The sequence below is a fragment of the Nonomuraea basaltis genome (assembly GCF_005893125.1).
Classification (GTDB): domain Bacteria; phylum Actinomycetota; class Actinomycetes; order Streptosporangiales; family Streptosporangiaceae; genus Nonomuraea; species Nonomuraea basaltis.
Genome location: NZ_VCJS01000102.1, coordinates 21,128 through 44,778, shown reverse-complemented (window position 1 = coordinate 44,778; position 23,651 = coordinate 21,128). Strand labels below are relative to the sequence as shown.

Sequence of the window (23,651 nt, the reverse complement as noted above, 5' to 3'; positions counted from 1 at the left end):
TGGCGACCCGGATGAGCGTGCTGTAGTTGGGGTCCTCGAACAGCTTCTCGTGCGGCTCCGACAGCACCATCGCGACCGAGCCGGTCCGCTGCGTGACCAGGCTGCGGGCGGCGCGGTTGACGACGTAGCCGGTCTCCGAGATGGCCCGCTCGATGGCCACGCGCGCCGCCAGGCTCACATACTTGTCCCCGTTGAGCAGGCGGGACACCGTGCCGCGGGACACTCCCGCGGCGGCGGCGACGTCGTGGATCGTAGGGCGCTTCATTATTTCACCGCTCCGGAGGACAGGTCGGTCCTCCAGTATCTCTGCATCGTGAGGAAGAGCGCGATCAAGGGCACGAGCGACAGGAACGCCCCCGTGAGGATGAGGTTGTACAGCGACGGCTGGTTCGCCCCGGACTGCAGCAGCGTGAAGAGGCCGACCGTGAGCGGGAACTTGCCGTCGTCGCCGAGCATGATGAACGGCAGCAGGAAGTTGTTCCAGATGGCGACGAACTGGAAGAGGAAGATCGTCACCATGCCGGGCACCATGAGCGGCATCGCCACCCGGGACATCAGGCGCCACTCGCTCGCCCCGTCGATGCGGCCCGCCTCCAGCAGCGAGTCCGGGATGGCGGCGGTGGCGTAGATGCGGGCCAGGTAGATGCTGTACGGGTGCAGGATCTGCGGCAGCAGTACGGCCCAGTAACTGTCCGCCAGGCCGATCTTGGAGAACAGCAGATACTGCGGGATCGCCAGCACCACGGCCGGCACCAGGATGCCGCCGATGAGCAGGTTGAAGATCACGTTCCGGCCGGGGAAGCGGTACTTGGCGAGGGCGTACCCCGAGATCGCCGAGACCCCGGTGGACAGCAGCGCGCCGCCGCCCGCGTACAGCAGCGTGTTGGCCCCCCACCGCCAGAACACCCCGTCGCGGTAGGCGAACAGGTCCGCCACGTTGTCGAGGAAGCCGGTGCCGAAGGCCAGGGTCGAGGTGGTGAACAGCTCGCCGGGCGACTTGGTCGCCGCGATGAACACCCAGAGCACCGGGAACAGGCAGTAGATCGCGCCGAGCAGGAGCAGCGCCGTCGGCGCGATTCCCCACGGCCGGTCCGCGACCGCGCCTCGGGCGCGGCGGCGGTGTGTGGTGGTGGCGGTGATCCCGGCCATCAGCCCTCCCCGAAGGCGCGGTTGCGGACCACGCGCAGGAACCCGAACGACAGGACGAGCGAGATCGCCGCGATGACGATCGAGGTGGCGGCGGCCGAGTACAGGTCGCCGGTGACGAACGCGTCGCGGTAGACCTTCATGAGCGGGCTCCACGTGGAGCTGATCGTGTTGGTCAGCGGCCGCAGCGTGGTGGGCTCGGTGAACACCTGGATCGTCGCGATGATCGAGAAAACGGTGGTCAGGATGATCGCCGGGGTCAGGATCGGGATCTTGACCCGGAGGGCGATCTGGATCTCGGAGGCGCCGTCGAGCCGCGCGGCCTCGTACAGGTCGCGCGGGATCGCCCGGAGCGTGGTGTAGAGCACCAGCATGTTGAAGCCGACCCCGCCCCACACGGCCACGTTCGCCATGGAGTACGTGACGGTGGTGGCGCCCAGGAAGTCGATGTCGAGGACGTCCCTGATCGGGCTGAGCGACGGCAGGTAGAGGAACCCCCACAGCAGGGTGGCCGCCACCCCCGGCACGGCGTACGGCAGGAAGATCGCGATCCGTGAGAATCGCGCCAGCCGCACCCGCGCCGAGTCAAGCAGCAGCGCGAACAGCAGTGCCAGGCCGAGCATCACGACCAGCACCAGCGCGCCGTAGCCGAGCACCCGCAGCCACCCGTTCCACAGCTCCGCGTCGGAGAGGGCGGCGGCGAAGTTGTCGAACCCGACGAACACCTCGCGCCGCGCGCCCTTCCCGAGCCCGAGCCCCGACACCTTGGTCCGGCGCATCGCCAGGTAGACCGTGTAGCCGATGGGCACGGCCAGGAAGAGCGTGAACAGCACCATCGCGGGGGTCAGGAAGACATACGGCCACGCCCCCCTCTCCGACCGCTTCATGACGCGATCTGGAAGCCGGACTTACGCATGTCGGCGACCGTGGCGTCCTGCATGGCCTGGACGGCGTCGGAGAACGGCGTCTTGTTCTGCAGCGCCTTGTCGAAGGAGTCCTTGAAGGAGTTGTACGTCACGCCGACGTTCGGGCCGAAGGTGAACCCGCGCGCCCCGGCGGACACGGTGGCGGCCTGCTGCCAGAAGTCGGGCTGGTTGGAGAAGTACTCGGGCGCCTCGCCGAGCGCCGACTGCGCCTTGGTCGACGCCGGGTAGATCGCGGCCTCCTTGACCAGCAGCTCCAGGGCGGCGGGGTCGGTGTTGAGCCAGGTGGCGAACTGCGCGGCGGCGGCCTTGTTCGGCGTCTTGGCGGACACGGCCGTGGACGAGCCGCCCCAGAAGCCGCTGAAGCTCTCGCCCGCGTTCCACTGGGGGAGCGGCGCGACGGCCCACTTGCCCTTGGCCTTGGGCGCGTTGCTCGACAGCACGCCCGGCGCCCACACCGCGGACGGCCAGGTCAGCAGCTTGCCGTCGTTGAGCGCCTTGTTCCACTCAGGGGTGAAGAACGGCATGTCGTCGATGGCGCCGTCCTTGACCAGGCCGCCCCAGTAGTCGGCGACCTTCTTGGTGGGCTCGTCGGCGATGTCGACCTTCCAGGACTCGCCGCTGATCGACCACCACTGCGCGCCCGCCTGCTGGGCGAGCCCTGTGAACGCTCCCGGGTCCTTGCTGGAGAACGTGCCGAGGTACGCCTTGGAGTCCTTCTTGCGCACGGTGCGGGCCGCGTCGGCGTACTCCTGCCAGGTCTTCGGCACCTCGATGCCGTACTTGTCGAACAGGTCCTGGCGGTAGAAGAGCATCATGGGGCCGCTGTCCTGCGGGATCCCGTACACGCCCTCGGTGCCGAGAGTGACCAGCCCCCACAGGCCCTCCGAGAACTCGCCCTTGACGGCCGCGGTCTCGGCCTTGAGGTCGGCCACCGCGTCGGCGGCGATGAACGACGGAAGGTGCTGGTACTCGGCCTGCACCAGGTCCGGCGGGTTGCCGGCCTTGGCCGCGGTGAGGTACTTGGCGGCCGCGTCGTCGCCGCCGGCCTGCTTGCTGACGGTGACCTGGATGTCGGGGTGATCCTTGTTCCAGACCGCGACGATCTTGTCCATGTTCGGGGCCCAGGTCCAGTACGTGAGCTTGACCGGACCCTGGGCGGCGGCCGTGGGGCTCTGCGCCGCCTCGGGGCTTTCGGCCGGCTCGCTGGACCCGCAGCTCGCAAGGGTGGCCGTGAGAGCGACGGCCAGGGCGGCTCCGAGGCGGTTGGCGCGCATGCGTACCTCCGTAAAGTTCTGTGAACGTGCACAGAGTGGAGCAGGCCGGAAATGAACGTCAAGGGGTCGTTACGTTCTCGTTAACCTCCTGCACCAGCAGGAAGTTGCAGATGGCCTGTTCCCTCGGACGCAACCTGAGCGTTACTGTGCACGTTCACAGAAGCATTTCGAGGGGGATGGATGTATCCGGAGCGTCCTGCTGGTATCGCCTTTGGCGGGGACTACAACCCAGAGCAGTGGCCGCGCGAGGTCCTCGAGGAGGACGTGGCCCTCATGCGCGAGGCCGGGGTGAACCTGGTCAGCCTGGGCATGTTCTCGTGGGCGCTGATGGAGCCGGCCGAGGGACGCTACGAGTTCGGCTGGCTGGACGAGATCATCGACCGGCTGCATGCCGCCGGCGTCGCGGTCGACCTGGCCACGCCGACCGCCGCGCCGCCCGCCTGGTTCGTGGCGAAGCATCCCGACGTGCTGCCGGTGACCAGGGAGGGCACGCGAATCGGGTTCGGCGGCCGGCAGAACGCCTGCTCCAGCGCCCCGGCCTTCCGCGAGGCGACCGCCCGCCTGGTGCGCGCGCTGGGCGAGCACTACCGGGGCCATCCCGCCGTGGTCATGTGGCACGTGCACAACGAGTACGGCGCGCCGCTCGGCGAGTGCTACTGCGAGCACAGCGTGGCGGCCTGGCGTGAGTGGCTTCGAGTGACCTATCGCGATATTTCCGCATTGAACGACGCCTGGGGCGCCACCTTCTGGGGCCAGACCTACACCGACTGGTCCGAGATCGACGCCCCCCGGTTCAACCACACGGTCGTCAACCCGGCCCAGCGCCTCGACTACGCCCGCTTCAGCGACGGCCAGCACCGCGAGCACTACGCGCTCCAGCGCGACATCCTCCGCGAGCTCACCCCTGGCCTGCCCGTCACCACGAACTTCGCCGGCACCGTCAACTGCAAGTCCACCGACCTGTGGCAGTGGGCCCGCGAGCTCGACGTGATCGCCAACGACCACTACCTCAAGGCGGAGCGGCCGGACAACCACATCGACCTGGCCATGTCCGCCGACCTGGCCCGCTCGGTCGCGGGCGGCGCGCCATGGATGCTGATGGAGCACTCGACCGGGGCGGTCAACTGGCAGCCGCGCAACATCGCCAAGCGGCCCGGCGAGATGCGCCGCAACAGCCTCGCGCACGTGGCCCGCGGCTCCGACAGCGTGCTGTTCTTCCAGTTCAGGGCCTCGCGGTTCGGGGCCGAGAAGTTCCACTCGGGACTGGTCCCGCACGCCGGCACCGACTCCGAGCACTGGCGCGAGGTGGTGCGGTTCGGCGCCGACCTGCGCAAGCTCGCCGATCTGCGGGGGAGCCGGGTGCGGGCCGACGTCGCCATCGTCTGGGACTGGGAGTCGTACTGGGCGCTGGAGCTGGACTGGCGGCCGTCGGTCGACCTGACGTTCAGGGAGCGGGTGGACGCCTTCTACGAGGCGCTGTGGCGGGAGCACGTCACGGTGGACTTCGTCCACCCTTCCGCCGATATTTCGGGATATCGGGTGGTGGTGGCGCCCAGCTCGTACCTGCTCACCGAGGCGTCCGCCAAGAACCTGCACCGGTACGTCGAGGGCGGCGGCAACCTGCTCGTGTCGTACTTCTCCGGCATCGTCGACGAGCACGACACCATCCACCCGGGCGCCCACCCCGGTGCGCTGCGCGAGCTGCTGGGCCTGTCGATCGAGGAGTTCCACCCGCTGCGCGAGCACGAAACCGTTGCACTGACGGGCGGCGACACCGCCCGCATCTGGTCGGAGCGGATCCGCCCGGCGGGCGCGGTGGCGGTGCGGGACTTCGCCGCGGGCCCCGACGCCGGCCACCCCGCCTTCACCCGCCACGACCTGGGCGCCGGCACCGCCTGGTACCTGGCCACCGCCCCCGTCACCGGCCTGCGCGACCTGCTGGCCGGCGTGCTCGACCACGCGGCCGTGTCCCGCCCGCGCGGCCTGCCCGACACCCTGGAGCTGGTGCGCCGGGGTGTCCACACCTTCCTGATCAACCACGGCGACGAGCCCGTGACGGTCGAGGGGGTGACCGGCACGAGCGTGTTCGACGGCGTACGCCACGACGGGCCGGTCACCGTCGCGCCCGGCGCGGTCGTCGTCGTCGTGTAAACCCCCCGACCACAGGGAGCATCCCGATGAAACGCATCCTGACCGCGCTGCTCTTAGCCGTCGCCCTCACCGCCGTCGCGCAACCGGCGCACGCCGGGGCCCGCCTGCAGATCAGGGGCGCCGACATCTCCAGCCTCGCCAAGTCCGAGGCCTACGGCGGCGTCTACCGCGATGCCCGCGGCCGCCGCGGCGACGCGCTGCGCATCCTGTCGCAGGCCGGGCTCAACTACATCAGGCTGAAGGTCTGGGTGAACCCGGCCGACGGCTACAACACCAAGACCCAGGTGCTCGCGATCGCCAAGCGCGCCAAGGCGCAGGGCATGAAGCTGCTGGTGGACTTCCACTACTCCGACACCTGGGCCGACCCGGGCAAGCAGTTCAAGCCGGCCGCGTGGGAATCACTCCCGTTCGACCAGCTCAAGCAGGCCCTGTACGACCACACGTACGACGTGCTCGACGCGCTGCGCCGCCAGGGCACCACGGCCGACATGGTGCAGGTCGGCAACGAGATCAACGGCGGCCTGCTCTGGCCGGACGGCTCCAACTCCAACTGGGCGAACACGGCCGCGCTGCTGAACGCCGGCTACGACGCGGTCAAGGCGGTGTCCGGCTCGACGAAGGTCGTGCTGCACCTGGCCAACGGTGGCGACAACGGGTTGTACCGGTGGTGGTTCGACAACGCCGGCGCCAACGGCATCCGGTACGACGTGATCGGGCTGTCGTACTACGCGTACTGGCACGGCACGCTGGAGGCGTTCCAGGCCAACATCAACGACGTCGCCACCAGGTACGGCAAGCCCGTCGTCGTGGTCGAGACCGCGCACCCGTTCACCACGGCCGACGACGACGGCTGGGAGAACATCATCCTGTCGCCCGAGCCGTACCCCGGCTACCGGGCCACCCCGCAGGGCCAGGCCGCGATGCTGGCGAAGGTCGCCGACATCGTCCGCCAGGTGCCGAACGGCCTGGGCCTCGGCCTGTTCACCTGGGAGGCCACCTGGACCGGCGTCAAGGGCAACGGCTGGGACCCGGCCGACCCGTCGTCCGGCAACGGCTGGGAGAACCAGGCCCTGTTCGACTACGACGACCGCGCCCTGCCGGCCATGCCGGTGCTCGGCCGCGGCTGATCCCCGGCCCGCACCCATCCCGTCCCCGGCCCGTCGTCCTTGAGGAGGACGACGGGATGGGGCCGCGAGCGCGGAAGCGCGTGACGGGCGTGACGCGGGCGGGCACACGGGATACCGTTCGTACGGCGATCGGCGAGCCACTACGCCTGCCTCCGCTGGAGGCGGGCACCACGACCATCCTCAAGGCCGGGCCGCGGCGGTCATCCATGGACATCGGGGACATCCCGCCCGGCAAGCAAGCGCTGTGGCCGATGTTCACCTGCCGAGGCGCCGGCACGGTCGAGCTCATCCTGGATCAGGGCATCGTCATCACCACCCCCTGCGTGGCGAGCGAGATCCGCCCGAGTCTGCACAAGCTGGACATAGGGCCGAGGAAGACGCTGACGGCGCGGGTCCACGCCCCGACTGAGGTCGAATGGGCCCTGCGGATCACCCGCTAGGTTGACATGCTGGGCTCATGACGATCGAACCAGACGAGCTGCTCACCACCACCCGCAGCGTCCGCAAGCGCCTCGACCTGACCCGCCCCGTCCCCATGGAGCTCGTCCGCGAGTGCCTGGAGATCGCCCTCCAGGCCCCCACCGGCGGCAACCGGCAGACCTGGCACTGGATCGTGGTCACCGACCCGGACCTGCGCAAGACGATCGGGGACTATTACGGCCGCTCCTTCCGCGCCTACTACGAGTCCGGCGGCTCCGCCGGGTCGCTGTTCCAGGACGACCCGGCGCGGGCCGCCACGCAGCGGCGCGTCGCTGAGAGCGCCGTCTACCTGGGTGAGCACATGGGTGACGTGCCGGTGCTGGTGATCGGCTGCATCGGGGTGGGCGGCGGGCTGCCGCCGGGCAACCAGGCCGGGTTGTGGGGGTCGCTGCTGCCGGCGGCGTGGAGCTACATGCTGGCCGCGCGTGCCCGCGGGCTGGGCACGGCCTGGACGACCCTGCACCTGGCATACGAGAGTGAGATCGCCGAGTTGCTGGGCATCCCGGCCGACGTGCGCCAGGGCGTGCTGCTCCCCACCGCCTATTACACCGGGGAGACGTTCGGGCCGGCGCGGCGCCAGCCGCTCGGCGACGTGCTGCACCTCGATCGCTGGTAGGAGGAGGGCCCCGTGAGATCCTTGCCGCTGCTTCCGACGTCGCTGGTCGGCAGCTATGCCCAGCCCGAATGGCTGATCGACCGCGCCAGGCTGGCCGGCCGGTTCCCGCCGCGCGTGCGGGCCAGGGAGCTGTGGCGGATCCCGCCGGAGCATCTTGCCGAGGCTCAGGACGACGCGACCGAGCTGGCGATCCGCGCCCAGGAGCGGGCCGGGCTGGACATCATCACCGACGGGGAGATCCGCCGCGAGAGCTACTCGAATCACTTCGCCACCGCCCTGGAGGGTGTCGACGTGGACAATCCGGGTACGGCGCTGGACCGCAGCGGGCACCCGAACCCGGTCCCGCGCATCGTCGGCCCGATCCGCCGTCCGCGCCCCGTCGAGGTGGACGACCTGCGGTTCCTGCGTGCCCACACCGGCCGCCCGATCAAGATGACGGTGCCGGGCCCGTTCACGATGAGCCAGCAGGCGCAGAACGATCACTATCCGGACGCCGAGGCGGCCGCGATGGACTACGCGGCGGCGGTCAACGCCGAGATCCGTGACCTGTTCGCGGCCGGGGCGGACATCGTGCAGATCGACGAGCCGTACCTGCAGGCCAGGCCGGAGCAGGCGCGTGCCTACGGGCTGGCCGCGCTGAACGCGGCGCTGGACGGCGTCACCGGCACGACGGCGGTGCACATCTGCTTCGGCTACGCCGCGATCATCCACGACCGGCCGGAGGCGTACTCGTTCCTGCCGGAGCTGGCCGGCTGCCCGGTCCGGCAGGTGTCGATCGAGACCGCGCAGTCCGGGCTCGACCTGGGAGTGCTGTCCGACCTCAAGGACAAGACGATCATCCTCGGCGTCATCGACCTGTCCACGCCGGAGGTGGAGCCGGTCGAGGTGGTGGCGGGGCGGGTGCGCAGGGCGTTCGAGCGGGTGCCGCCCGAGCGGATCGTCATCGCCACCGATTGCGGGATGAAGTACCTGCCGCGGGAGTCGGCCGAGGGCAAGATGCGCGCCATGGCCGGCGCCGCCCGCCTGCTGCGCGCCGAACTCGGCCCGTAAGGACGAGTATGACGCAATGATTGCGTCATACTATGATGGCGTCATGTTGTTTCCGGCTCCCGTACTCGCCGCCGCCGACCGGAGGGTTCTCGAAGAGGTCGAGGTGGCTCGCCAGAAACTCCGCCGCCAAGTGCAGTCCACCCCGAGCAAGTGGACCGAAGGGTTGCGAAAGTTCCTCACTGCCGACGCCGTCGCCGCCTCTAACTCGATCGAGGGCTTCAAGGTGTCCACGATCGATGTGGAAGATCTACTCGAGGGCGAGCGAGACGTGGACGTCTCCGATGAGAATCGCGAGGAAACCCTCGCCTACCAGCGGATGATGACATACATCCAGACCCTCCATGATGTGGAGGACTTCTCCTACAGCACGGGGTTCCTCAACGCTCTGCATTGGATGCTCCAGGGGCACCGGCACACGCCGCGCAAGCCTGCGGGACAGTGGCGCCGCGGGCCGGTCTACGTCACCGACGCGCGTGACCCCAGCATCGCGGCCTACACGGCTCCGGACGCGGAGGTAGTCCCCGCGCTGATGCGGGAATTGTCCGACTGGCTCAATACCGGCGACGGCTCGCACTCGCTGATCAGAGCCGCAATGGCCCACCTCCATCTGGTCTCCATCCACCCATGGGCGGACGGCAACGGGCGCATGTCGCGTTCCCTCCAAACCCTGTTGATCGCCAGGAACGGCGTGCTCGCACCCGAGTTCTCCTCCATCGAGGCGTGGCTCGGGCGGCCGGGCAACACCTGGGAGTACTACGCCGTGCTCGCCCGGCGCGGTTCCACCTACCGGCCCGACCAAGACGTCTCCGACTGGATCCGCTTCAACCTCACCGCCTATCATCAGCAGGCGCAGACCGTGAAGAACCGTCTTGACCGCTCCACCCGTGTGTGGATGCTGCTCGGAGAAGTTGCGGAGCGGCGGGGCATGGACGAGCGAATCGTCACCGCTCTGCACGATGTGGCCATGTCCGGCCGCGTCCGCCGCAGCCGCTACGAACGAGCCGAGGGGCTGAGCCTCCAGCAAGCTCAGCGGGACTTGCGTGACCTGGTCACAGCCGAGATCCTCACCCCGATCGGTCGTACCCGTGCCCGGTTTTACACAGCTGGACCCAACTTCCCCCAAGCCGCCCTGGATGCCGCCCGCACCCCCCTGCCCCTGACCGACCCCTTCAGCCGCTAATTGAGTTGTGCAGGCACGAGCCGTGCCAAGCAGCCGGGCATCAGCGAACGCCGTGCGGTGACGTGTTCGAGGACGCCGGGTCGATGTGAGCCTCGACGAGATAGACGTTCACCGCGTTCCAAGGTATATAGATCATCATGCCGTTGATCTCGACGGCGACCTTGTCGGCGGAGACGTACGTGCTGCTAAGCGTGGCTGCGGCGTGCGCCTTGCTCATGTTCATGTCCGGATGCACGTCACTCAGCGTGACGTCCACGGTGGCGAGCGAAGTATCACGGCCTCGTGAAACTCTGCTGATACGGCATGCCGAGCCAGGACGCGAAGCGGCTCAACGCCTGCGCGCGGCGCAGCTCGGGAGAACGTGCCGGCGTCGAGCGTTTCCCGAGCTACAGCCTGGGGCTGGGGATGCGGTGCGTCAGACGAGCTGCTCGGCGTCCAGCACGGCGAGGGCGTTGTTGATGCCCTGATCGAGGAGTGCCTTGGCGAGTCGACGGTCGGTCAGGGCGCGGGAGAGCTGCAGCGTCCCGGCCATCAGGCCGAGGAGGCTGAGCGCCTTCACGCGTGCCGAGGACGGGTCGTCGGGCACCATGCGGGCGGCGAGGCCTTCGATGAGGACCAGCACGCCGTCGGTGTACGCCTGCCTGGTTGCGTCCGTACAGCGCCCGATCTCGTCGAGCAGAGCGGCGTTGGGGCAGCCGTCGCCAAGGCTGTCCCGGTGCTGGACCGACAGGTAGCCCCGCACGATCTGCTCGAGTCCGGCACGGCCGGGCTTCGCCTGCGCGACGACGTTCTCGGCCTGAGCCTTCAACTGCTCGGCGATGGCTGTGGCGACGAGGTCCTCCTTGGACTCGAAGTGGGTGTAGAAGGCGCCGTTGGTCAGCCCCGCGTCCTTCATGAGCGTCGAGACCCCCGAGCCGTCGATGCCGTCCCGCTTGAACCGACGGCCGGCCGTCTCGATGATCCGCCGCTTCGTCTCCTGCTTGTGCTCTTTTCTGTACCGCACCACACCACACGCTCCTTCGCCGCCGGCAGGACCGGTTGTCCTTCACCGAACTGCCCAGTCTATGGTATTGCGAACGTAATTCAATTTGTCGGCAGCGGTGACGGCCGGCCGCCTCGTCGCCAGTTGCTCGATCTGCCGTTTGCCGATCACCTGGCCGCAGCGCGCGATGATCGCCGCGGCTGATCGGTCAGCGCAAGGTCGACAGACCTGACGTGGGCCCATTCGGTCCGCTCAGCGCGCGAGTCCGGGCGGCGCCGCGTAGGCGTGACGGTATGGCCCGGACTCATCCGATCGAGCAGAAGAGGGTCCGGGAAGAGATCACGCGGTTGCGGGAGGAGGTCGTACGGGTGGGGGCCGTGCTCGGTGAGGCGGAACGTGTGCTTCAGCGTCTGGTGCGCGTGCAGCGGTGGCCGAGGTGCTGGGCGAGACGCCGTCTGCGGTCGCGGAGCCGGTGCGGAGTGTGGTGGCGGGCTCGCCTGAACCTCTCCGCTCCCTCTTCGGCAGCAGCGGCTCGATCCGCTCCCACGAGTCGTCTGGCACGATCCACGGCGAAGTCACCACGGCTCGGAAAACGGCCAACTCGCCATCCAGGCACGGCCATCAGGACCTATCCAGCTCATTCTGTCGGCCGTTCTAAGTTTTTGGGTACCGACTGGTACCAAGTGAGGTGCACATCCTGGTACCAGTCGGTACCCAAAAGGGAGATAGCGTGGTACCGTCTGGGTCGGAAGCAGGATCCAGCAGGTCACCGGCGCTTTGGGTGGGCTCGGGAGGTCCTCGTCGTGTCGAACCGAGGAGTCAGCCGCATGTATACGCATTTCAATGCGCCCACGAAATTCGTGGACGTCAATGGGGTCCGTCTGGCATATCGCCGTTTCGGGGCGGACAACGGTGTCCCGATCGTGCTCCTGCCGCATTTCCGTGCAGGGATGGACCACTGGGATCCCCTGCTGACCGACGGCCTGGCCGCGAAGCGACCTGTTGTGCTGTTCGACAATGTCGGAATTGCAGCATCAGCCGGTGAGGTACCGGACAGCATCGAGACCATGGCCGATGACGCGGCGGCGTTCCTGCGCGCGATCGACCTGCCCCTGGTCGACGTGCTCGGGTTCTCCCTCGGCGGCGCGGTTGCACAGTCGTTGACGCTGCGCCATCCCGAGTCGGTGCGTCGCCTGATCCTATTGGGCACCGTTCCGCCCAACGGCGACATGGCCGATGCGCACCCTGACGTCCCGCGGGTGGCGGTTAACCCGGTACCGACCGTGGACGACTTCCTGTTCCTGTTCTTCGGCTCGTCGCCGGCTGCGCAAGAGGCCGGCCGCGCCTTCTGGGCGCGCCGCCACCAGCGCACCGAGGATGTCGATCCGCCGTCGTCGCCGCAGACGATTCAGGCGCAGGCAGCGGCAATGGAGAAGTGGAACACCTCGCCGGTGGACCGCGACGCCGAACTCGCGAAGATCACTCAGCTCACGCTGGTCGCGAACGGCAACCGGGACGTCATGCTCCCCACGATCAACTCCTATATCCTGGCTCAGCACATTCCCAACGCGCAGCTGGTCATCTATCCCGATGCCGGGCATGGCGCGCAGTTCCAGTACCCGCGGCTGTTCCTGAACGACGTCACACAGTTCCTCGACACGGAGGTTCCCTTCAGCTGACAGCCGCTCCCTTGGCGAGGCGCTACCACGTGGATGCTTGGGCCGCTCGTGCCGAACGGCACGCCGGTGCCGGCCGGGAGTGTGCCATCGTGAGAGCGTGGCCTGCGCCTGGCGGCCGGTCACGCCGAGCCAGGACTGAGCCGATAATCGACCTTGGCCGCGGTGACGCGTCGGCGTCGCCGAGGAGACCGGGGCGGCCATTCCGATTTTCGACGAGAACCATGGGTACCACGTGAGCAGAAGTCACGAATCAACTCCGCCGCTCGACCCCCTTTACCGCAATCGCGCACCAAGGGAGCGGATTCTTTCGTCTGCGGCGGCGCTTTTTTATCATCGCGGAATTCACGCCACCAGCGTCAGTGACGTAACGAGCTCCGCGCGCGTTTCCAAGCGAACACTCTACGAGGAGTTCAAAGACAAGGACGAGATAATAGCAGCCTATTTGGCCTGGTGCGATCAGGCACCGGATAGCAACGAACGCGCATTGGAGCGAGAGGATCTGCCGCCTCGGGAACGTCTCATAGCACTGTTTGACCCCCCGTCTCTGGGAGCACAGTTCAGAGGGTGCCCGTTCCATAATGCGGCCGTTGAGATCAAACAGCCTCGGCATCCGGCGCAGAATGTCATCCTTGCCCACAAGCAGGAGTTCCGCCGACGCTTGCTGCGGACGGCCCACGAGGCGGACGCACGCGATCCGGAAGAACTCGCGAGCCAACTGTTCGTCCTCTTTGAAGGGGCCACGGCACTAGCCACTTCGCTGGGTGACATCCAAGCGTTTGACTTCGCCAAGTCGGCGGCGCTGATGCTCATCAGAGAGGGCCTTCACCCCGGGGCGGAGACTGTTTGAGGCATCACTGACTGGGCTGTGAGGCGTGACGCGATCGCGCACTACGTGCCGATGGCAGAGGCCCTGCACATGCTGCGCTTGGCCGACGAGCCCGGATGCCGGTGGCGGATCGAGGTGCTGTGTCACACGACCGGATCACGCCGCCGCAAGCGCTGTCCGCCCCGGGCGACGACTTTGATCCGGTCGGTGATCTGGCGTAACGGGTCGACGTGGACGCTCCTCGATCCACCCATGGACAGCGACGACCAGGCCGGCAGCGCTCGTGTCTCCGGCATGGGACCCCCGCGAAGGAGACGATTGATGAGTACGAATGCCACGCCAGGCGCCCTGCACGGTCCCTGCCTGACCGACGTCCGCGACATGGTCATGGCGCATGACGCGTTCCGCCGCGCCCTGGACTCCGGCGCGTCATTGGTGGGCGCCGTCGGTGACGGCGACCGCAAGCGGGCCGGTGTGGTCGCCGACCACCTTCCCATGGTCTTCGGCCTGTACGTGGAGGTCGGTGACCCGGAGGTCACCGCGCAGGCACTCGCCAAGGCGCCTGCGCCGCTTCGTCTGCTGCTGCGCCTCACCGCCCGACGCGCCTGGCGCCGCTACGAGGCCCGGGTTTTCGCGGCCTGACGAAGGCTTGGCCGCTTCGGTCGTAGACGCAGGTCCACGGGCCTGTTGCGCAACAGCCCGTTGGTCAGTGCGGAGGAGGACGGTCCCACCGCGTGCCGACCCGTGGGGACGGGGTGGGTACGCAACTGACCCGGCGGCCGATCCACGCTACGGGGGCGACCGCCGAACCTTGTCCTTTCCCGTACCGCACCACATGGTTCTCCGGTCGCCGGAGGTGACCCACTTGCCATCCGCCGCTCTTCTCTATAGCATTACGGTCATAAGACAAACGATCGTAATCCAATGATGCAAGGAGCCTGTGATGGCGACAACCCGGCCGGTAGCACTCGTGACGGGAGCGTCATCGGGTATCGGCAAGACAACGGCCCGCGCCCTCGTCGCAGCGGGTTTCGAGGTGATCGGCACCGGCCGGAAGACCTCGGGACTCACCCCGCCCGCCGGTGTGACGTATCTCGACCTCGACGTGGCCGGTGACGAATCCGCCGCCGCTGCAGTCCAGCAGGTGATCGACCGGTTCGGGCGGATCGACGTCCTCGTCAACAACGCCGGTATCGGCTCAGCCGGTGCCGTCGAGGAAAACTCCGTCGCCCAGGCCCAGAGCATCTTCAACATCAACGTCTTCGGCGTCATCCGCATGACGAAGGCCGTCCTGCCGCACATGCGCGCTCAGGGAGGCGGACGCATCATCAACATCTCGTCCGTCCTCGGGATCACCCCCCAGCCCTACATGGCCCTCTACGTCGCGGCGAAGCACGCGATCGAGGGCTACTCCGAGTCCTTGGACCACGAGGTCCGCGAGCACGGCGTCCGCGTCCTCCTCGTCCAGCCCGCCTACACCAAGACCGGCTTCGACGCCAACGCCGCGCAGCCCGACACCCCGCTGCCTCTGTACGCGGAGCGGCGGCGCATCTTCGACGAGGTGATCGCAGCGGCGATGAAGGACGGCGACGACCCCGCCGTCGTCGCCAAGGTGATCGTCACGGCAGCCACCGACCCGAAGCCGAAGCTGCGCTACACCGCCGGCCCGCTTGCCTCACGCGTCAGCACAGCGCGCCGCCTCGTCCCCGCCGGGGTCTTCGACAAGCAGATCCGCAAACTCAACCGGATGCCCGGTTGACGTCGCCCCAGCACATCGACCTGACTGCGAGCGAGAAGCGCACGCAGCGCTGACCTGAAAAGGAGCATCATCATGGGAATCAGTCCAGAAGCACAGCAGTTCGCACAGTTCCTTGAAGGAGTGCGCGCGAAGTCCTCGACACCCGGCCTCGACCTGGCCATCGTCCGCGACATCGTCGAGACGCACCATCTGGCCTCGACCGAGCCGGAAGGCGTCACCTACGCCGAGGTGGACGCGAACGGCGTCCCCGCCCTGTGGTGCATCCCCGAGGGCGCCGACCCCGACCGAGCGCTGCTCCACTTCCATTTCGGCGGTTCGGTCACCGCCTCGATGCATTCGGACCGCAAGGCCGCCGGTCACATCGCGAAGGCGGCAGGAGTTCGCTCGCTCGTCGTGGACTTCCGCCTGGCGCCCGAGCACCCGTATCCGGCGCAGCTCGACGACGCCGAGACGGCCTACCGGTGGCTGCTCTCACAGGGATATGAGCCGCGGAACATCGGCAGCACGGGCCACTCCATCGGAGGCACCCTCGCGGTCATGCTGCCGCTGCGCCTGCTCGCCAAGGGCGAGGCGACCCCGGGTGCGATCGTCAGCATCTCGCCGTGGACCGACCTCACCATCCAGAACATGAAGGTGGACGAGAACGAGGAACATGACAAGATGCTCAGCCGGGGCACGCTCGAGCTCTTCCGGGGTGCGTGGCTGCAGGACCCCGCCGTGGACTTCGCCGACCCCGAGATCAGCATCGTGAACGCCGATCTGACCGGCCTGCCGCCCACGAGCGTTTACTACGGCGATTACGAGACCCTCGCCGGAGACGGCGCCGACTTCGGGCGCCGGCTCGCGGACTTCAAGGTCACCTCCGAGGTCCACCCGATGCCCGAGGGCCAGCACTCTTTCATCCTGGCTGCCGGGCGCGTGCCCGAGGTGGACCAGGCGATCGAGCAGATGGGTCAGTGGCTGCGCCGGCATCTCGGTGCCTGAGCAGAAGAGTCCCGTTGCAACTTGACGTCACGGGCGTCGGCTCCGTGGCCCGCGCCGCCAAGTACGTACGCCCTCCGGGCCGGCGCGCCGACCAACCTACGGAAAGTGACAAGGCGCCGTGGACCTGTGTCTGCAAGGCGGCGGCCGGTGGGTCATTGATTGATCAGATCATGTGTGGCACGACTCGGACGCGCCGCCGCCCGGCGGGACCAGATGGCCCCGTCCATCACGGCACACGCCGACCAACCCGCCACCGACGCCCGAAGCACAGGCAACGGCCGTGGCCTTGCACGGCACGCTTGCCGTAGACACGCCCTTACCTGCACACCCTCTGCGTACCCCTGGCGACCTTCACTTCTTGTCAACTCGTCGCGCTGTTTCGGATCAACTCCGCGCCCCACTAAGCGGGCCAATGACGTCGATCGATACATAGAGCGGAGAGGGTCGCTCATCACCTTGCGTGCCGATCGTAATATTACATACGTCAGGCGATGATCTACGATGGGTGAGGCGATGGTCTTGCCGAGCGAATGGAGGAGCCCTGTGGCGCGCTATAGCAAGGAGCACAAGGAGGCGACGCGGCAGCGGATCATCGAGACGGCCGGCCACCGGTTCAAGCAGGACGGAATCGACGGCTCCGGCGTCGCCACGCTGATGGCGGACGCGGGGCTGACCAACGGCGCGTTCTACGCCCACTTCACGTCCAAGGATGATCTGGTCGCCAGGGTCGTTGCCGACCAGTTGCGTACCCAGGCCGAGACGTTCAGCACGCTGCCGCCCGGCCGAGCGGGACTGGAGGAGTTCCTACGCGATTACCTGTCGCCTCAGCACCGGGACCATCCCGGCGCCGGATGCGCTTCGGCCGCTCTGCTCGACGAGATCGGGCGCTGCGCGACCGCAACCAAGCACGCCTACACCGACGGTGCGCGGGCCATCGTGGACGAGATCGCCGCCCGCCTGGCTCCTGACGATCCGCAGTCCGCGTACGGAAAGGCGCTCGGGCTTTTCACGATGGCGGTGGGAACGCTGCAGTTGTCGCGTGCCCTGTCCGACCCGAAGCTCGCCGACGAGGTCCTCGAACAGGGTATCCAGAACGCCCTCACATTCCTTCGCTGAGCAACATTCGCGGCGTTCCACGGCGCCGCAGCGGCGGAAAGGCTGGGCGCCCGGAGGCGCCGCGCCTTCCTGGCTCGGCTGTCGAGGATCGACACGGCGGCAGAGCTTCGGCCACTTGCCTGCGGCGGAACGCGCACGGCTCAAGCAGGCGGGGCTGACGACCGGTCGTGCGGATTCTGCGAGGTCGGCCCCCTCGACCGCGACTGTCGTGGGCGAAGGGGTCGCCTCCTCCTCGGGTGTTACCGCTGGAGGAATTCGAGGGCCTTTCCGATGAACTGCCCGTAAAACTGGAAGATGCCGCCGTGGCCGGCGTCGGGGTAGATCACCAGCTCACTGTCCGGCAGGCGTCGAGCCAGGTCTGCCGAATTCTTCGTCGGCACCATCCTGTCGCTCTCGCCGTTCGCGACGAGCACGGGCTGGCGAATGACGGAGAGGTCTGACGGCTGCTCCAGCCCCCAGCGGTGGATGGCCGTGAGCTGGGCGAAGTAGGACTTGAGGGAGATCGCCTCATCCCGGTTGTCGGTGCGTTCCTTCAGGCGTGCCAGGAACTCCTTGCCGGCCCGACGCCCGTTGCGGGTCCTGGTGAAGAAGAGGAACTGCTTCGGGTCCTGCAACGTGAGCAAGTGGGCAGGCGAACGAAGCGAGAGCACCGCCCTCAGGTTTAATTGGCGGATTCGTACCTGATCAAGGATCGCCGCCGCATAGGGGGATGTGTTGATCTCGGACTATCAGCAACGGTTGCGCCGGCACCTTCTGGCTGCTCCCGTCGTCCAGGTGCCGGCGCCCTGGCAACCGGTGCTGGACAACAGAACGCCCATCGGTGGCCTGCTGGGCATCGGCTTCGCCGTCCATCCAGAGAGCAGACGAGATCTGGTCATGGTCGTCTCCAACGACGGCCACGGGCTCTTCGACGCGGTCACCGGCGAGAAGATTGCCCGAGATCGTGATCCCGACCCCGACACCAGCACACCCGACGCCTCCCCAGACCTCACCTGCCCCGGTCTCGGGCCAATCGCAGGCACTCGGGTGCACATTGCCGGCCTCTTCGGTGGCGGCCTTCACAGCACCACTTCGGACGGCTGGGGCCTCGACGTCGTCAGTCCCGAATGGCCCAACGACCGCGCCCTGCTATCTGCGGGCGGCGACATCTACAAGGACCCACCGGGACAAGGCTGGTGGCACATCTTCCACTCCGACTACTCCACATTCCGCGCCGCCGGATTCTCGCCCTCGGGCCTCACCCTCGCCGTCGCTACCAGCAGCGACCTCACCCTCTGGACTCGGCCCACCCCCGGCTTCCGGGCATGAACACGGAGCTTGGCCTCACTCGATCGTCCGCGGCGCCAGGCTCCCCGCCAACAACAGCTGGGAACCGCCATCTATAGATGGCGGTCACAGTGACAGAAAGCCCGCCTACCCACCGGTTCCAACAAGCGTGAGCAGGTTCCAACTATCGTGATCCGGCTCAGTCCATCAACCAGCAGCCGAACCACCACGACAAGAGCGCGGCGACATTAACCGTGGCACGTCACAGCCGGCCCTAGCGACGATCAGACGCCGGGGTGTGGCCGACCGCGTGACCCTGCGAGGCTACGGGGCCTGCTCGACGTCTCTTCCGGGGACCTGATGCTGATCCAGGTGGATTTCAGTTCGGTGTACTTGTCCAAAGCATGCAGCGATTTGTCGCGCCCGATGCCCGACTGTTTGAACCCGCCCCAAGGGGTGGTGATGTCGCTGTCGTCGAAATTGTTGATCCAGACGGTCCCGGCCCGCAGCCGCTTCGCGGCGGTGAGAGCCACGTCGATGCTGGCGGTCCACACCCCGGCGGCCAAGCCGTAAGCCGAGGCGTTGGCCAGCTCGATGGCCTGGTCGGGTCCGTCGAACTCGATGACGGCGAGCACCGGGCCGAACACCTCGTCCTGGCCCGGCCGGGTGGTGTTGGCGACCCTGTCGATGATGGTCGGCTGGACATAGGCACCGCCTGTGTCCTCGCGGGCGGCATGACCTCCGCGCAGGAGCCGCCCACCGGTCTGCAGGGCTTCATGCACGTGGGCGAGGACGCTGTCCCGGCTGTCGTGGTCGATGACGGCGCCGAATTGAGTCATCGGGTCGAGCGGATCGCCGAGCCGGATGGCATCGGCATGGGCGGTGACGTGCTCGAGAAGCTCCTGATGCGCCATGGATTGGCAAAGTATGGAAGCACGTACTATTGTGCTACTTCATAATGAAGGACGTAAATATCTATGAGAGCGACTCTGACGGCCTCCTCTACGATCCTCGGGTCAGGGCCGCGATGACCCAGTTCACCGACGGCGACGGAGACCTGCTCATCTTCGAGGCGGGCGCCGCTGTCCGCACCGCCAACCATGCCGTCGAGCGCATGCGCGCCCACGGCTCTCAGGGACGAGGGGTCAGCGCGGGCGCGCTCGACCTGCTGATCCGCCTCAACAGCAGCGAGCACGGCATCAGCATCGGCGAGCTGGCCCGGGCCGCCGGGGTCAGCTCCCGCAACGTCACCGGCTTGGTCGACACGCTGGAGCACGACGGGCTGGTCCGCCGGGTTCCCGACCCGAAGGATCGACGTTCGGTTCTGGCCGAGATCACACCTGCCGGGCGGGCGTGGATGGAGGCGTTCCGCAGGCCGTCGCAGCTTGCCATGCGGGCGATGTTCCACGGGTTCGCTCCTGAAGAACTGGTCGTTCTGCGCGACCTGTGCCTGCGGCTGGCCGCCAACCAGCATCGCCTCGCCGACCATCTGCGCCAGATCGGACAGCAGCCATGACCACGACAGCTCAGGAACAGACCCGTCGCACCGTGCGCGGCTATCACGAGGCCCGCTTCCGTGGCGAGGTGTCCGCGGCGGCGGCGCACCTGGGAGAGCCGTTCCGCTTCCAGAGCCCGTTCATCACCTCCGACGATCGGACGGGCCATCTGGCGACCTTGCCGGGGTTCGTGTCGATCGTGACCGGCGTCGAGCTGATCAGTGAGTTGTACGGCGAAGTAGAGGCCACGCTCGTGTACGACGTGCACACCGCGACGCCGGTCGGCACTCAGCGCACGGCCGAGCACTTCCGGCTGGACGGCGGCAAGATCGTGTCGATCATGCTGTTGTTCGACGCCTCGCCCTGGCAGCCGATGAAGGCCCAGATCGAGCTATGAAACGACGCGCCCCAGGCACGTGTCAAAGGCGCGAAAGACGTTGACGAGTTTGGCGTCGGTGCACTCGCGACGGCAGCATCGCAGGTGGAGAGGAGTTCCCGGCGTCATGGCCTCCATCCGCCACGAGATCGTCATCGACGCGTCCCCCGAGCACATCTGGGATGTGCTGCGCGACGTCGGAGCCGTGCACGAGCGCCTGCTGCCGGGCCGTGTCATCGACACCCGGCTGGAGGGCGACCAGCGGTTCCTGACCTTTCCCGACGGGCACGTCATCCGCGAGCTGATTGTCGCGATCGATGACGATTCCCGCTGCTTGGCCTATTCCGTTGTTGAAGGCGCGAGACCCCCGCTCGAGCACCACCACGCCTCGTTTGAAGTTCGCCCGGAGGGCGACGAAGCGGGCCGGCTGATCTGGACCACTAACGTGCTGCCACACACGCAAGCCGCCGAGATCCGCATTCGCATCGAACACGGCGCATTGGAGATGAAGCAGGCGATCGAGGCCGCAGCACGCAGCTGAGCCACCTACCCATGTGAACCCCTGGAAAGGGGAGGGTTAGATGTACTCGCCGAAGCGGCGCACGTTGTCTTCCTGTTAGGGGGACATGATGGCGACGTCGGCGCGATGCACCTCCCGCCCCTCGCTGCGCAGCCGCCCACGGGCCCCTCGGAATAGCGCTGACCAGCGCTAACGACCCTCGCATGTGCCTCATGACAGCTTCGTCAGCGACAGGCCGAGTCCGGGGACCACGTTGGGTACGCCGAGTGGCGGGCCGGCCTCGACGGCGAGCTCGGCGGCACGCAGCGCGCTGAGCGGTGACTGCTCGGCGGGCTTGAAGTCGACCTCGAGACCCTCCGGCGACGGGCAGGCGAGGCCGGCGGAGGCGGAGCCCGGCCCGTGACCGCTGGAATCGCCGGGGTGCCGGACTAAGATCATGTGATCGCCGACACCCCGCGATTCGAGGAGCAGACAGTGCCCGAGAGCGAGCAGGAAGCCGCGCCACAGGGGATCGACACCACCAAGCCGAGCGTCTCCCGCGTCTACGACTACATGCTCGGCGGCAAGGACAACTACGCGATCGACCGCGAGGTGGCCGCGATGGCGCTGAAGATCGCGCCGGACGCGCCCGAGGCTGCCCAGGCCAACCGGGAGTTCCTCCGGCGCTCGGTGCGCTACCTGGCCGGCGAGGCCGGAATCCGCCAGTTCCTGGACATCGGCTCGGGTCTGCCCACGCAGGGCAACGTCCACGAGATCGCCCAGTCCGTCGCCCCCGGAGCCAAGGTCGTCTACGTCGACAACGACCCGATCGTGCTCGTCCACGGCCGGGCACTGCTCGCCGTGGACGCCTCCACCACGGTCATCGAGGCCGACGCCCGCGAGCCGGAGAAGATCATCGATGATCCGAAGACGCGTTCCCTGATCGACTTCAGCCGGCCGGTCGGGCTGCTGTTGTTCGGGCTCCTGCACCACCTGTCCGACGACGAGGACCCGGGCGGCATCCTGGCCAGGCTCGTGGCCCCGCTGGCGCCGGGCAGCCACGTGGTGATCTCCCACTTCCACAACCCGGGTGAGGCCCTGCCGGAGGTGTCCCAGCAGGCCCGCACCGCGGAGAAGCTCTTCAACGAGCACCTCGGCACCGGCCGGTGGCGCGCCCGCGCCGAGCTGCTCGCCTATTTCGACGGTCTCGAGCTGCTGGAGCCCGGCCTGGTGCCGCTCCCCGAGTGGCGTCCCGACGGGGAGGACGAGGCCACGCCGGGCATCACCTACCACACCTTCGTCGGCGGCGTGGCGCGCAAGGGTTAGTCAGGCAGCTTGCCGGTGGCGACGACGTCGCGGTACCAGTGGGCGCTGTCCTTCCAGGTGCGCTTCATCGTGTCGCGGTCCACGCGGACGATGCCGAACCGCTTGGCGTACCCGTGCGCCCACTCGAAGTTGTCCATCAGCGACCACACGAAATACCCGCGCACGTCCGCCCCGGCCGAGATCGCCTCGGCCACGGCCGACAGGTGCCGGTGCAGGTAGTCGACGCGCCGCTCGTCCCTGATCCGGCCGTCGGCGTCCACGACGTCGGCGAACGCGGCGCCGTTCTCCGTGATCATCGTCGGCATGGACGGGTAGTCGTCGCGTAGCCGGAGCAGGAGCTCGGTCAGGCCGGTCTCGTCGATGTTCCAGCCCATCTCGGTGTACGGGCCGGGCTGCTGGACGAACTCGACGTCCTCGCACGCGATCCACGGCGAGGCGGCGCCGTCCTGGTGCCCGTCGGCGGTCTCCCGCCGGCTGGCGCCGTCCCACTGCCGTACCAGCGTGGGGTTGTAGTAGTTGACGCCGAGCACGTCCAGCGGCTGGCAGGCGGCCGCCTCGTCGCCGTCGCGCACGAACGACCAGTCGGTCACCGCGGCGGTGTCGTCGATGAGGTCGCGCGGGTAGGCGCCCTCCAGCATCGGGCCGAGGAAGGCCCGGTTGGCCAGCCCGTCCGCCTTCCGGACCGCGTCGGCGTCCGCCTCGGACACGCCGCGCACGTGGTGCAGGTTGAGCGTGACGGACATCTGCGCGGACGGGGCCGCGACCGCGCGCAGCGCCTGGACGGCCAGGCCGTGGCCGAGGTTGAGGTGGTGCACGGCGGCCAGTGCCGCGGCGGGGTCGGTCCTGGCGGGGGCGTGCACGCCGGAGGCGTAGCCGAGGTAGGCCGAGCACCACGGCTCGTTCAGGGTGATCCAGGTGTGCACGCGATCGCCGTACGCCTCGCCCACGAGGTGGGCGTACTCGGCGAAGCGCAGCGCGGTGCCGCGGTGCGGCCAGCCGCCCGCGTCCTCCAGCTCCTGCGGCAGGTCCCAGTGGTAGAGGGTGGCCACCGGGGCGATGCCACGGGAGAGCAGCCCGTCGATCAACCGGTGGTAGAAGTCCACGCCGGGCTGGTTGAGCGGCCCGCTGCCGCCCGGCTGCACGCGCGGCCAGGAGATGGAGAACCGGTACGCGCCCACGCCCAGCGCGGACAGGATGTCCAGGTCCTCCTCCAGCCGGTGGTAGTGGTCGCAGGCCAGATCGCCGGTGTCACCGTTGGTCACCAGTCCCGGCGTGTGGGAGAAGGTGTCCCAGATCGACGGGCCGCGGCCGTCCTCGTTCCAGGCGCCCTCCACCTGGTAGGAGGCGGTGGCGGTGCCCCACATGAAGTTGTCGGGGAAGGTGGTCATGCCG

General features: G+C 68.0%; 28 protein-coding genes. 17 read left to right on the top strand and 11 right to left on the bottom strand.

Features of this window, described 5'->3' with window-relative positions:
* From EJK15_RS37550 to EJK15_RS37535, 4 genes are all read right to left on the bottom strand, one after another.
* Window positions 1–265, bottom strand: a 265-nt coding sequence (locus EJK15_RS37550) for a LacI family DNA-binding transcriptional regulator (RefSeq protein ID WP_138715225.1), incomplete at its 3' end; no start/stop codon positions are given.
* Entirely contained in the window at window positions 265–1,149 is an 885-nt protein-coding gene (locus EJK15_RS37545) for a carbohydrate ABC transporter permease (protein WP_138715224.1), read from the bottom strand. The genes EJK15_RS37550 and EJK15_RS37545, both read right to left, overlap by 1 nt.
* Entirely contained in the window at window positions 1,149–2,033 is an 885-nt protein-coding gene (locus tag EJK15_RS37540; RefSeq protein ID WP_138715223.1) for a carbohydrate ABC transporter permease, read from the bottom strand. The genes EJK15_RS37545 and EJK15_RS37540 overlap by 1 nt, the downstream gene beginning before the upstream one ends.
* Entirely contained in the window at window positions 2,030–3,346 is a 1,317-nt protein-coding gene (locus tag EJK15_RS37535) for an ABC transporter substrate-binding protein (protein ID WP_138715222.1), read from the bottom strand. Before EJK15_RS37535 ends, EJK15_RS37540 begins: the two co-directional genes overlap by 4 nt.
* 180 nt (window positions 3,347–3,526) lie before the next feature.
* On the opposite strand from EJK15_RS37535, the gene EJK15_RS37530 reads away from it, so the two are divergent.
* The 6 genes from EJK15_RS37530 to EJK15_RS37505 are packed head-to-tail and all read left to right on the top strand — an operon-like array spanning window position 3,527 to window position 9,950.
* Window positions 3,527–5,497, top strand: a complete 1,971-nt coding sequence (locus tag EJK15_RS37530) for a beta-galactosidase (protein ID WP_138715221.1) — start codon at window positions 3,527–3,529, stop codon at window positions 5,495–5,497.
* Between the two features lie 26 nt (window positions 5,498–5,523).
* Window positions 5,524–6,624: a glycoside hydrolase family 53 protein gene (locus EJK15_RS37525; RefSeq protein WP_138715220.1), complete on the top strand. Its 1,101-nt coding sequence runs from the start codon at window positions 5,524–5,526 to the stop codon at window positions 6,622–6,624.
* A gap of 56 nt (window positions 6,625–6,680) precedes the next feature.
* Complete coding sequence (locus EJK15_RS37520) at window positions 6,681–7,064, top strand: hypothetical protein (protein ID WP_138715219.1); 384 nt, start codon at window positions 6,681–6,683, stop codon at window positions 7,062–7,064.
* Window positions 7,065–7,081: 17 nt separating this feature from the next.
* The gene (locus tag EJK15_RS37515) at window positions 7,082–7,720 is read left to right on the top strand and encodes a nitroreductase family protein (RefSeq protein WP_138715218.1); all 639 of its coding nucleotides are present in this window, start codon (window positions 7,082–7,084) and stop codon (window positions 7,718–7,720) included.
* A gap of 12 nt (window positions 7,721–7,732) precedes the next feature.
* The gene (locus EJK15_RS37510; RefSeq protein ID WP_138715217.1) at window positions 7,733–8,770 is read left to right on the top strand and encodes a uroporphyrinogen decarboxylase family protein; all 1,038 of its coding nucleotides are present in this window, start codon (window positions 7,733–7,735) and stop codon (window positions 8,768–8,770) included.
* A 43-nt stretch (window positions 8,771–8,813) separates the two neighbouring features.
* Window positions 8,814–9,950, top strand: coding sequence for a Fic family protein (locus EJK15_RS37505; protein ID WP_138715216.1), 1,137 nt, complete (start codon window positions 8,814–8,816; stop codon window positions 9,948–9,950).
* A 40-nt stretch (window positions 9,951–9,990) separates the two neighbouring features.
* Here EJK15_RS37505 and EJK15_RS37500 read toward each other — a convergent pair whose 3' ends face one another.
* Window positions 9,991–10,206 (bottom strand): hypothetical protein, encoded by a 216-nt coding sequence (locus tag EJK15_RS37500; protein WP_138715215.1) that lies wholly within the window; start codon window positions 10,204–10,206, stop codon window positions 9,991–9,993.
* A 159-nt stretch (window positions 10,207–10,365) separates the two neighbouring features.
* Window positions 10,366–10,953 (bottom strand): TetR/AcrR family transcriptional regulator, encoded by a 588-nt coding sequence (locus EJK15_RS37495; protein ID WP_206061342.1) that lies wholly within the window; start codon window positions 10,951–10,953, stop codon window positions 10,366–10,368.
* A gap of 806 nt (window positions 10,954–11,759) precedes the next feature.
* Between EJK15_RS37495 and EJK15_RS37490 the strand changes: the two genes are divergently transcribed.
* Both EJK15_RS37490 and EJK15_RS37485 read left to right on the top strand, forming a co-directional pair.
* Complete coding sequence (locus EJK15_RS37490) at window positions 11,760–12,611, top strand: alpha/beta fold hydrolase (RefSeq protein WP_138715213.1); 852 nt, start codon at window positions 11,760–11,762, stop codon at window positions 12,609–12,611.
* Window positions 12,612–12,843: 232 nt separating this feature from the next.
* Window positions 12,844–13,458, top strand: a complete 615-nt coding sequence (locus tag EJK15_RS37485; RefSeq protein WP_138715212.1) for a TetR/AcrR family transcriptional regulator — start codon at window positions 12,844–12,846, stop codon at window positions 13,456–13,458.
* 122 nt (window positions 13,459–13,580) lie between these two features.
* Here EJK15_RS37485 and EJK15_RS71150 read toward each other — a convergent pair whose 3' ends face one another.
* The gene (locus EJK15_RS71150) at window positions 13,581–13,733 is read right to left on the bottom strand and encodes a hypothetical protein (RefSeq protein WP_171074744.1); all 153 of its coding nucleotides are present in this window, start codon (window positions 13,731–13,733) and stop codon (window positions 13,581–13,583) included.
* A 25-nt stretch (window positions 13,734–13,758) separates the two neighbouring features.
* Between EJK15_RS71150 and EJK15_RS37480 the strand changes: the two genes are divergently transcribed.
* The 4 genes from EJK15_RS37480 to EJK15_RS37465 all read left to right on the top strand — a co-directional run bounded on the left by EJK15_RS37480 (window position 13,759) and on the right by EJK15_RS37465 (window position 17,296).
* Complete coding sequence (locus tag EJK15_RS37480) at window positions 13,759–14,079, top strand: hypothetical protein (RefSeq protein ID WP_138715211.1); 321 nt, start codon at window positions 13,759–13,761, stop codon at window positions 14,077–14,079.
* Between the two features lie 301 nt (window positions 14,080–14,380).
* A complete protein-coding gene (locus tag EJK15_RS37475; RefSeq protein ID WP_138715210.1) occupies window positions 14,381–15,196 on the top strand; it encodes an oxidoreductase in 816 nt (271 codons plus the stop codon).
* A 72-nt stretch (window positions 15,197–15,268) separates the two neighbouring features.
* Window positions 15,269–16,180 carry an alpha/beta hydrolase gene (locus tag EJK15_RS37470; protein WP_138715209.1) on the top strand — a complete coding sequence of 304 codons (912 nt, stop codon included), beginning with the start codon at window positions 15,269–15,271 and terminating at the stop codon, window positions 16,178–16,180.
* Window positions 16,181–16,723: 543 nt separating this feature from the next.
* A complete protein-coding gene (locus EJK15_RS37465) occupies window positions 16,724–17,296 on the top strand; it encodes a TetR/AcrR family transcriptional regulator (protein ID WP_138715208.1) in 573 nt (190 codons plus the stop codon).
* 239 nt (window positions 17,297–17,535) lie between these two features.
* On the opposite strand, the gene EJK15_RS37460 is transcribed toward EJK15_RS37465, so the two are convergent.
* On the bottom strand, window positions 17,536–17,919 hold the full coding sequence (locus EJK15_RS37460) for an alpha/beta fold hydrolase (RefSeq protein WP_206061340.1): 384 nt from the start codon (window positions 17,917–17,919) through the stop codon (window positions 17,536–17,538).
* Between the two features lie 91 nt (window positions 17,920–18,010).
* On the opposite strand from EJK15_RS37460, the gene EJK15_RS37455 reads away from it, so the two are divergent.
* Window positions 18,011–18,604, top strand: a complete 594-nt coding sequence (locus EJK15_RS37455) for a hypothetical protein (RefSeq protein WP_138715207.1) — start codon at window positions 18,011–18,013, stop codon at window positions 18,602–18,604.
* A gap of 242 nt (window positions 18,605–18,846) precedes the next feature.
* Here the strand turns inward: EJK15_RS37455 and EJK15_RS37450 are convergent, their stop codons facing one another.
* Entirely contained in the window at window positions 18,847–19,491 is a 645-nt protein-coding gene (locus EJK15_RS37450) for an aldehyde dehydrogenase family protein (RefSeq protein ID WP_276615470.1), read from the bottom strand.
* 29 nt (window positions 19,492–19,520) lie between these two features.
* Between EJK15_RS37450 and EJK15_RS37445 the strand changes: the two genes are divergently transcribed.
* The 3 genes from EJK15_RS37445 to EJK15_RS37435 all read left to right on the top strand — a co-directional run bounded on the left by EJK15_RS37445 (window position 19,521) and on the right by EJK15_RS37435 (window position 20,975).
* On the top strand, window positions 19,521–20,078 hold the full coding sequence (locus tag EJK15_RS37445; RefSeq protein WP_138715205.1) for a MarR family winged helix-turn-helix transcriptional regulator: 558 nt from the start codon (window positions 19,521–19,523) through the stop codon (window positions 20,076–20,078).
* Window positions 20,075–20,455, top strand: coding sequence for a hypothetical protein (locus EJK15_RS37440; protein ID WP_138715204.1), 381 nt, complete (start codon window positions 20,075–20,077; stop codon window positions 20,453–20,455). The genes EJK15_RS37445 and EJK15_RS37440 overlap by 4 nt, the downstream gene beginning before the upstream one ends.
* 106 nt (window positions 20,456–20,561) lie before the next feature.
* Window positions 20,562–20,975 carry an SRPBCC family protein gene (locus tag EJK15_RS37435; protein WP_138715203.1) on the top strand — a complete coding sequence of 138 codons (414 nt, stop codon included), beginning with the start codon at window positions 20,562–20,564 and terminating at the stop codon, window positions 20,973–20,975.
* 189 nt (window positions 20,976–21,164) lie between these two features.
* Here EJK15_RS37435 and EJK15_RS76585 read toward each other — a convergent pair whose 3' ends face one another.
* Window positions 21,165–21,392, bottom strand: coding sequence for an aldehyde dehydrogenase family protein (locus EJK15_RS76585; RefSeq protein ID WP_276615469.1), 228 nt, complete (start codon window positions 21,390–21,392; stop codon window positions 21,165–21,167).
* 36 nt (window positions 21,393–21,428) lie between these two features.
* On the opposite strand from EJK15_RS76585, the gene EJK15_RS37425 reads away from it, so the two are divergent.
* Window positions 21,429–22,259 carry an SAM-dependent methyltransferase gene (locus EJK15_RS37425; RefSeq protein ID WP_138715202.1) on the top strand — a complete coding sequence of 277 codons (831 nt, stop codon included), beginning with the start codon at window positions 21,429–21,431 and terminating at the stop codon, window positions 22,257–22,259.
* Here the strand turns inward: EJK15_RS37425 and EJK15_RS37420 are convergent.
* The gene (locus EJK15_RS37420) at window positions 22,256–23,647 is read right to left on the bottom strand and encodes a GH1 family beta-glucosidase (protein WP_138715201.1); all 1,392 of its coding nucleotides are present in this window, start codon (window positions 23,645–23,647) and stop codon (window positions 22,256–22,258) included. The genes EJK15_RS37425 and EJK15_RS37420 overlap by 4 nt on opposite strands.
* Between the last annotated feature and the right edge of the window lie 4 nt (window positions 23,648–23,651).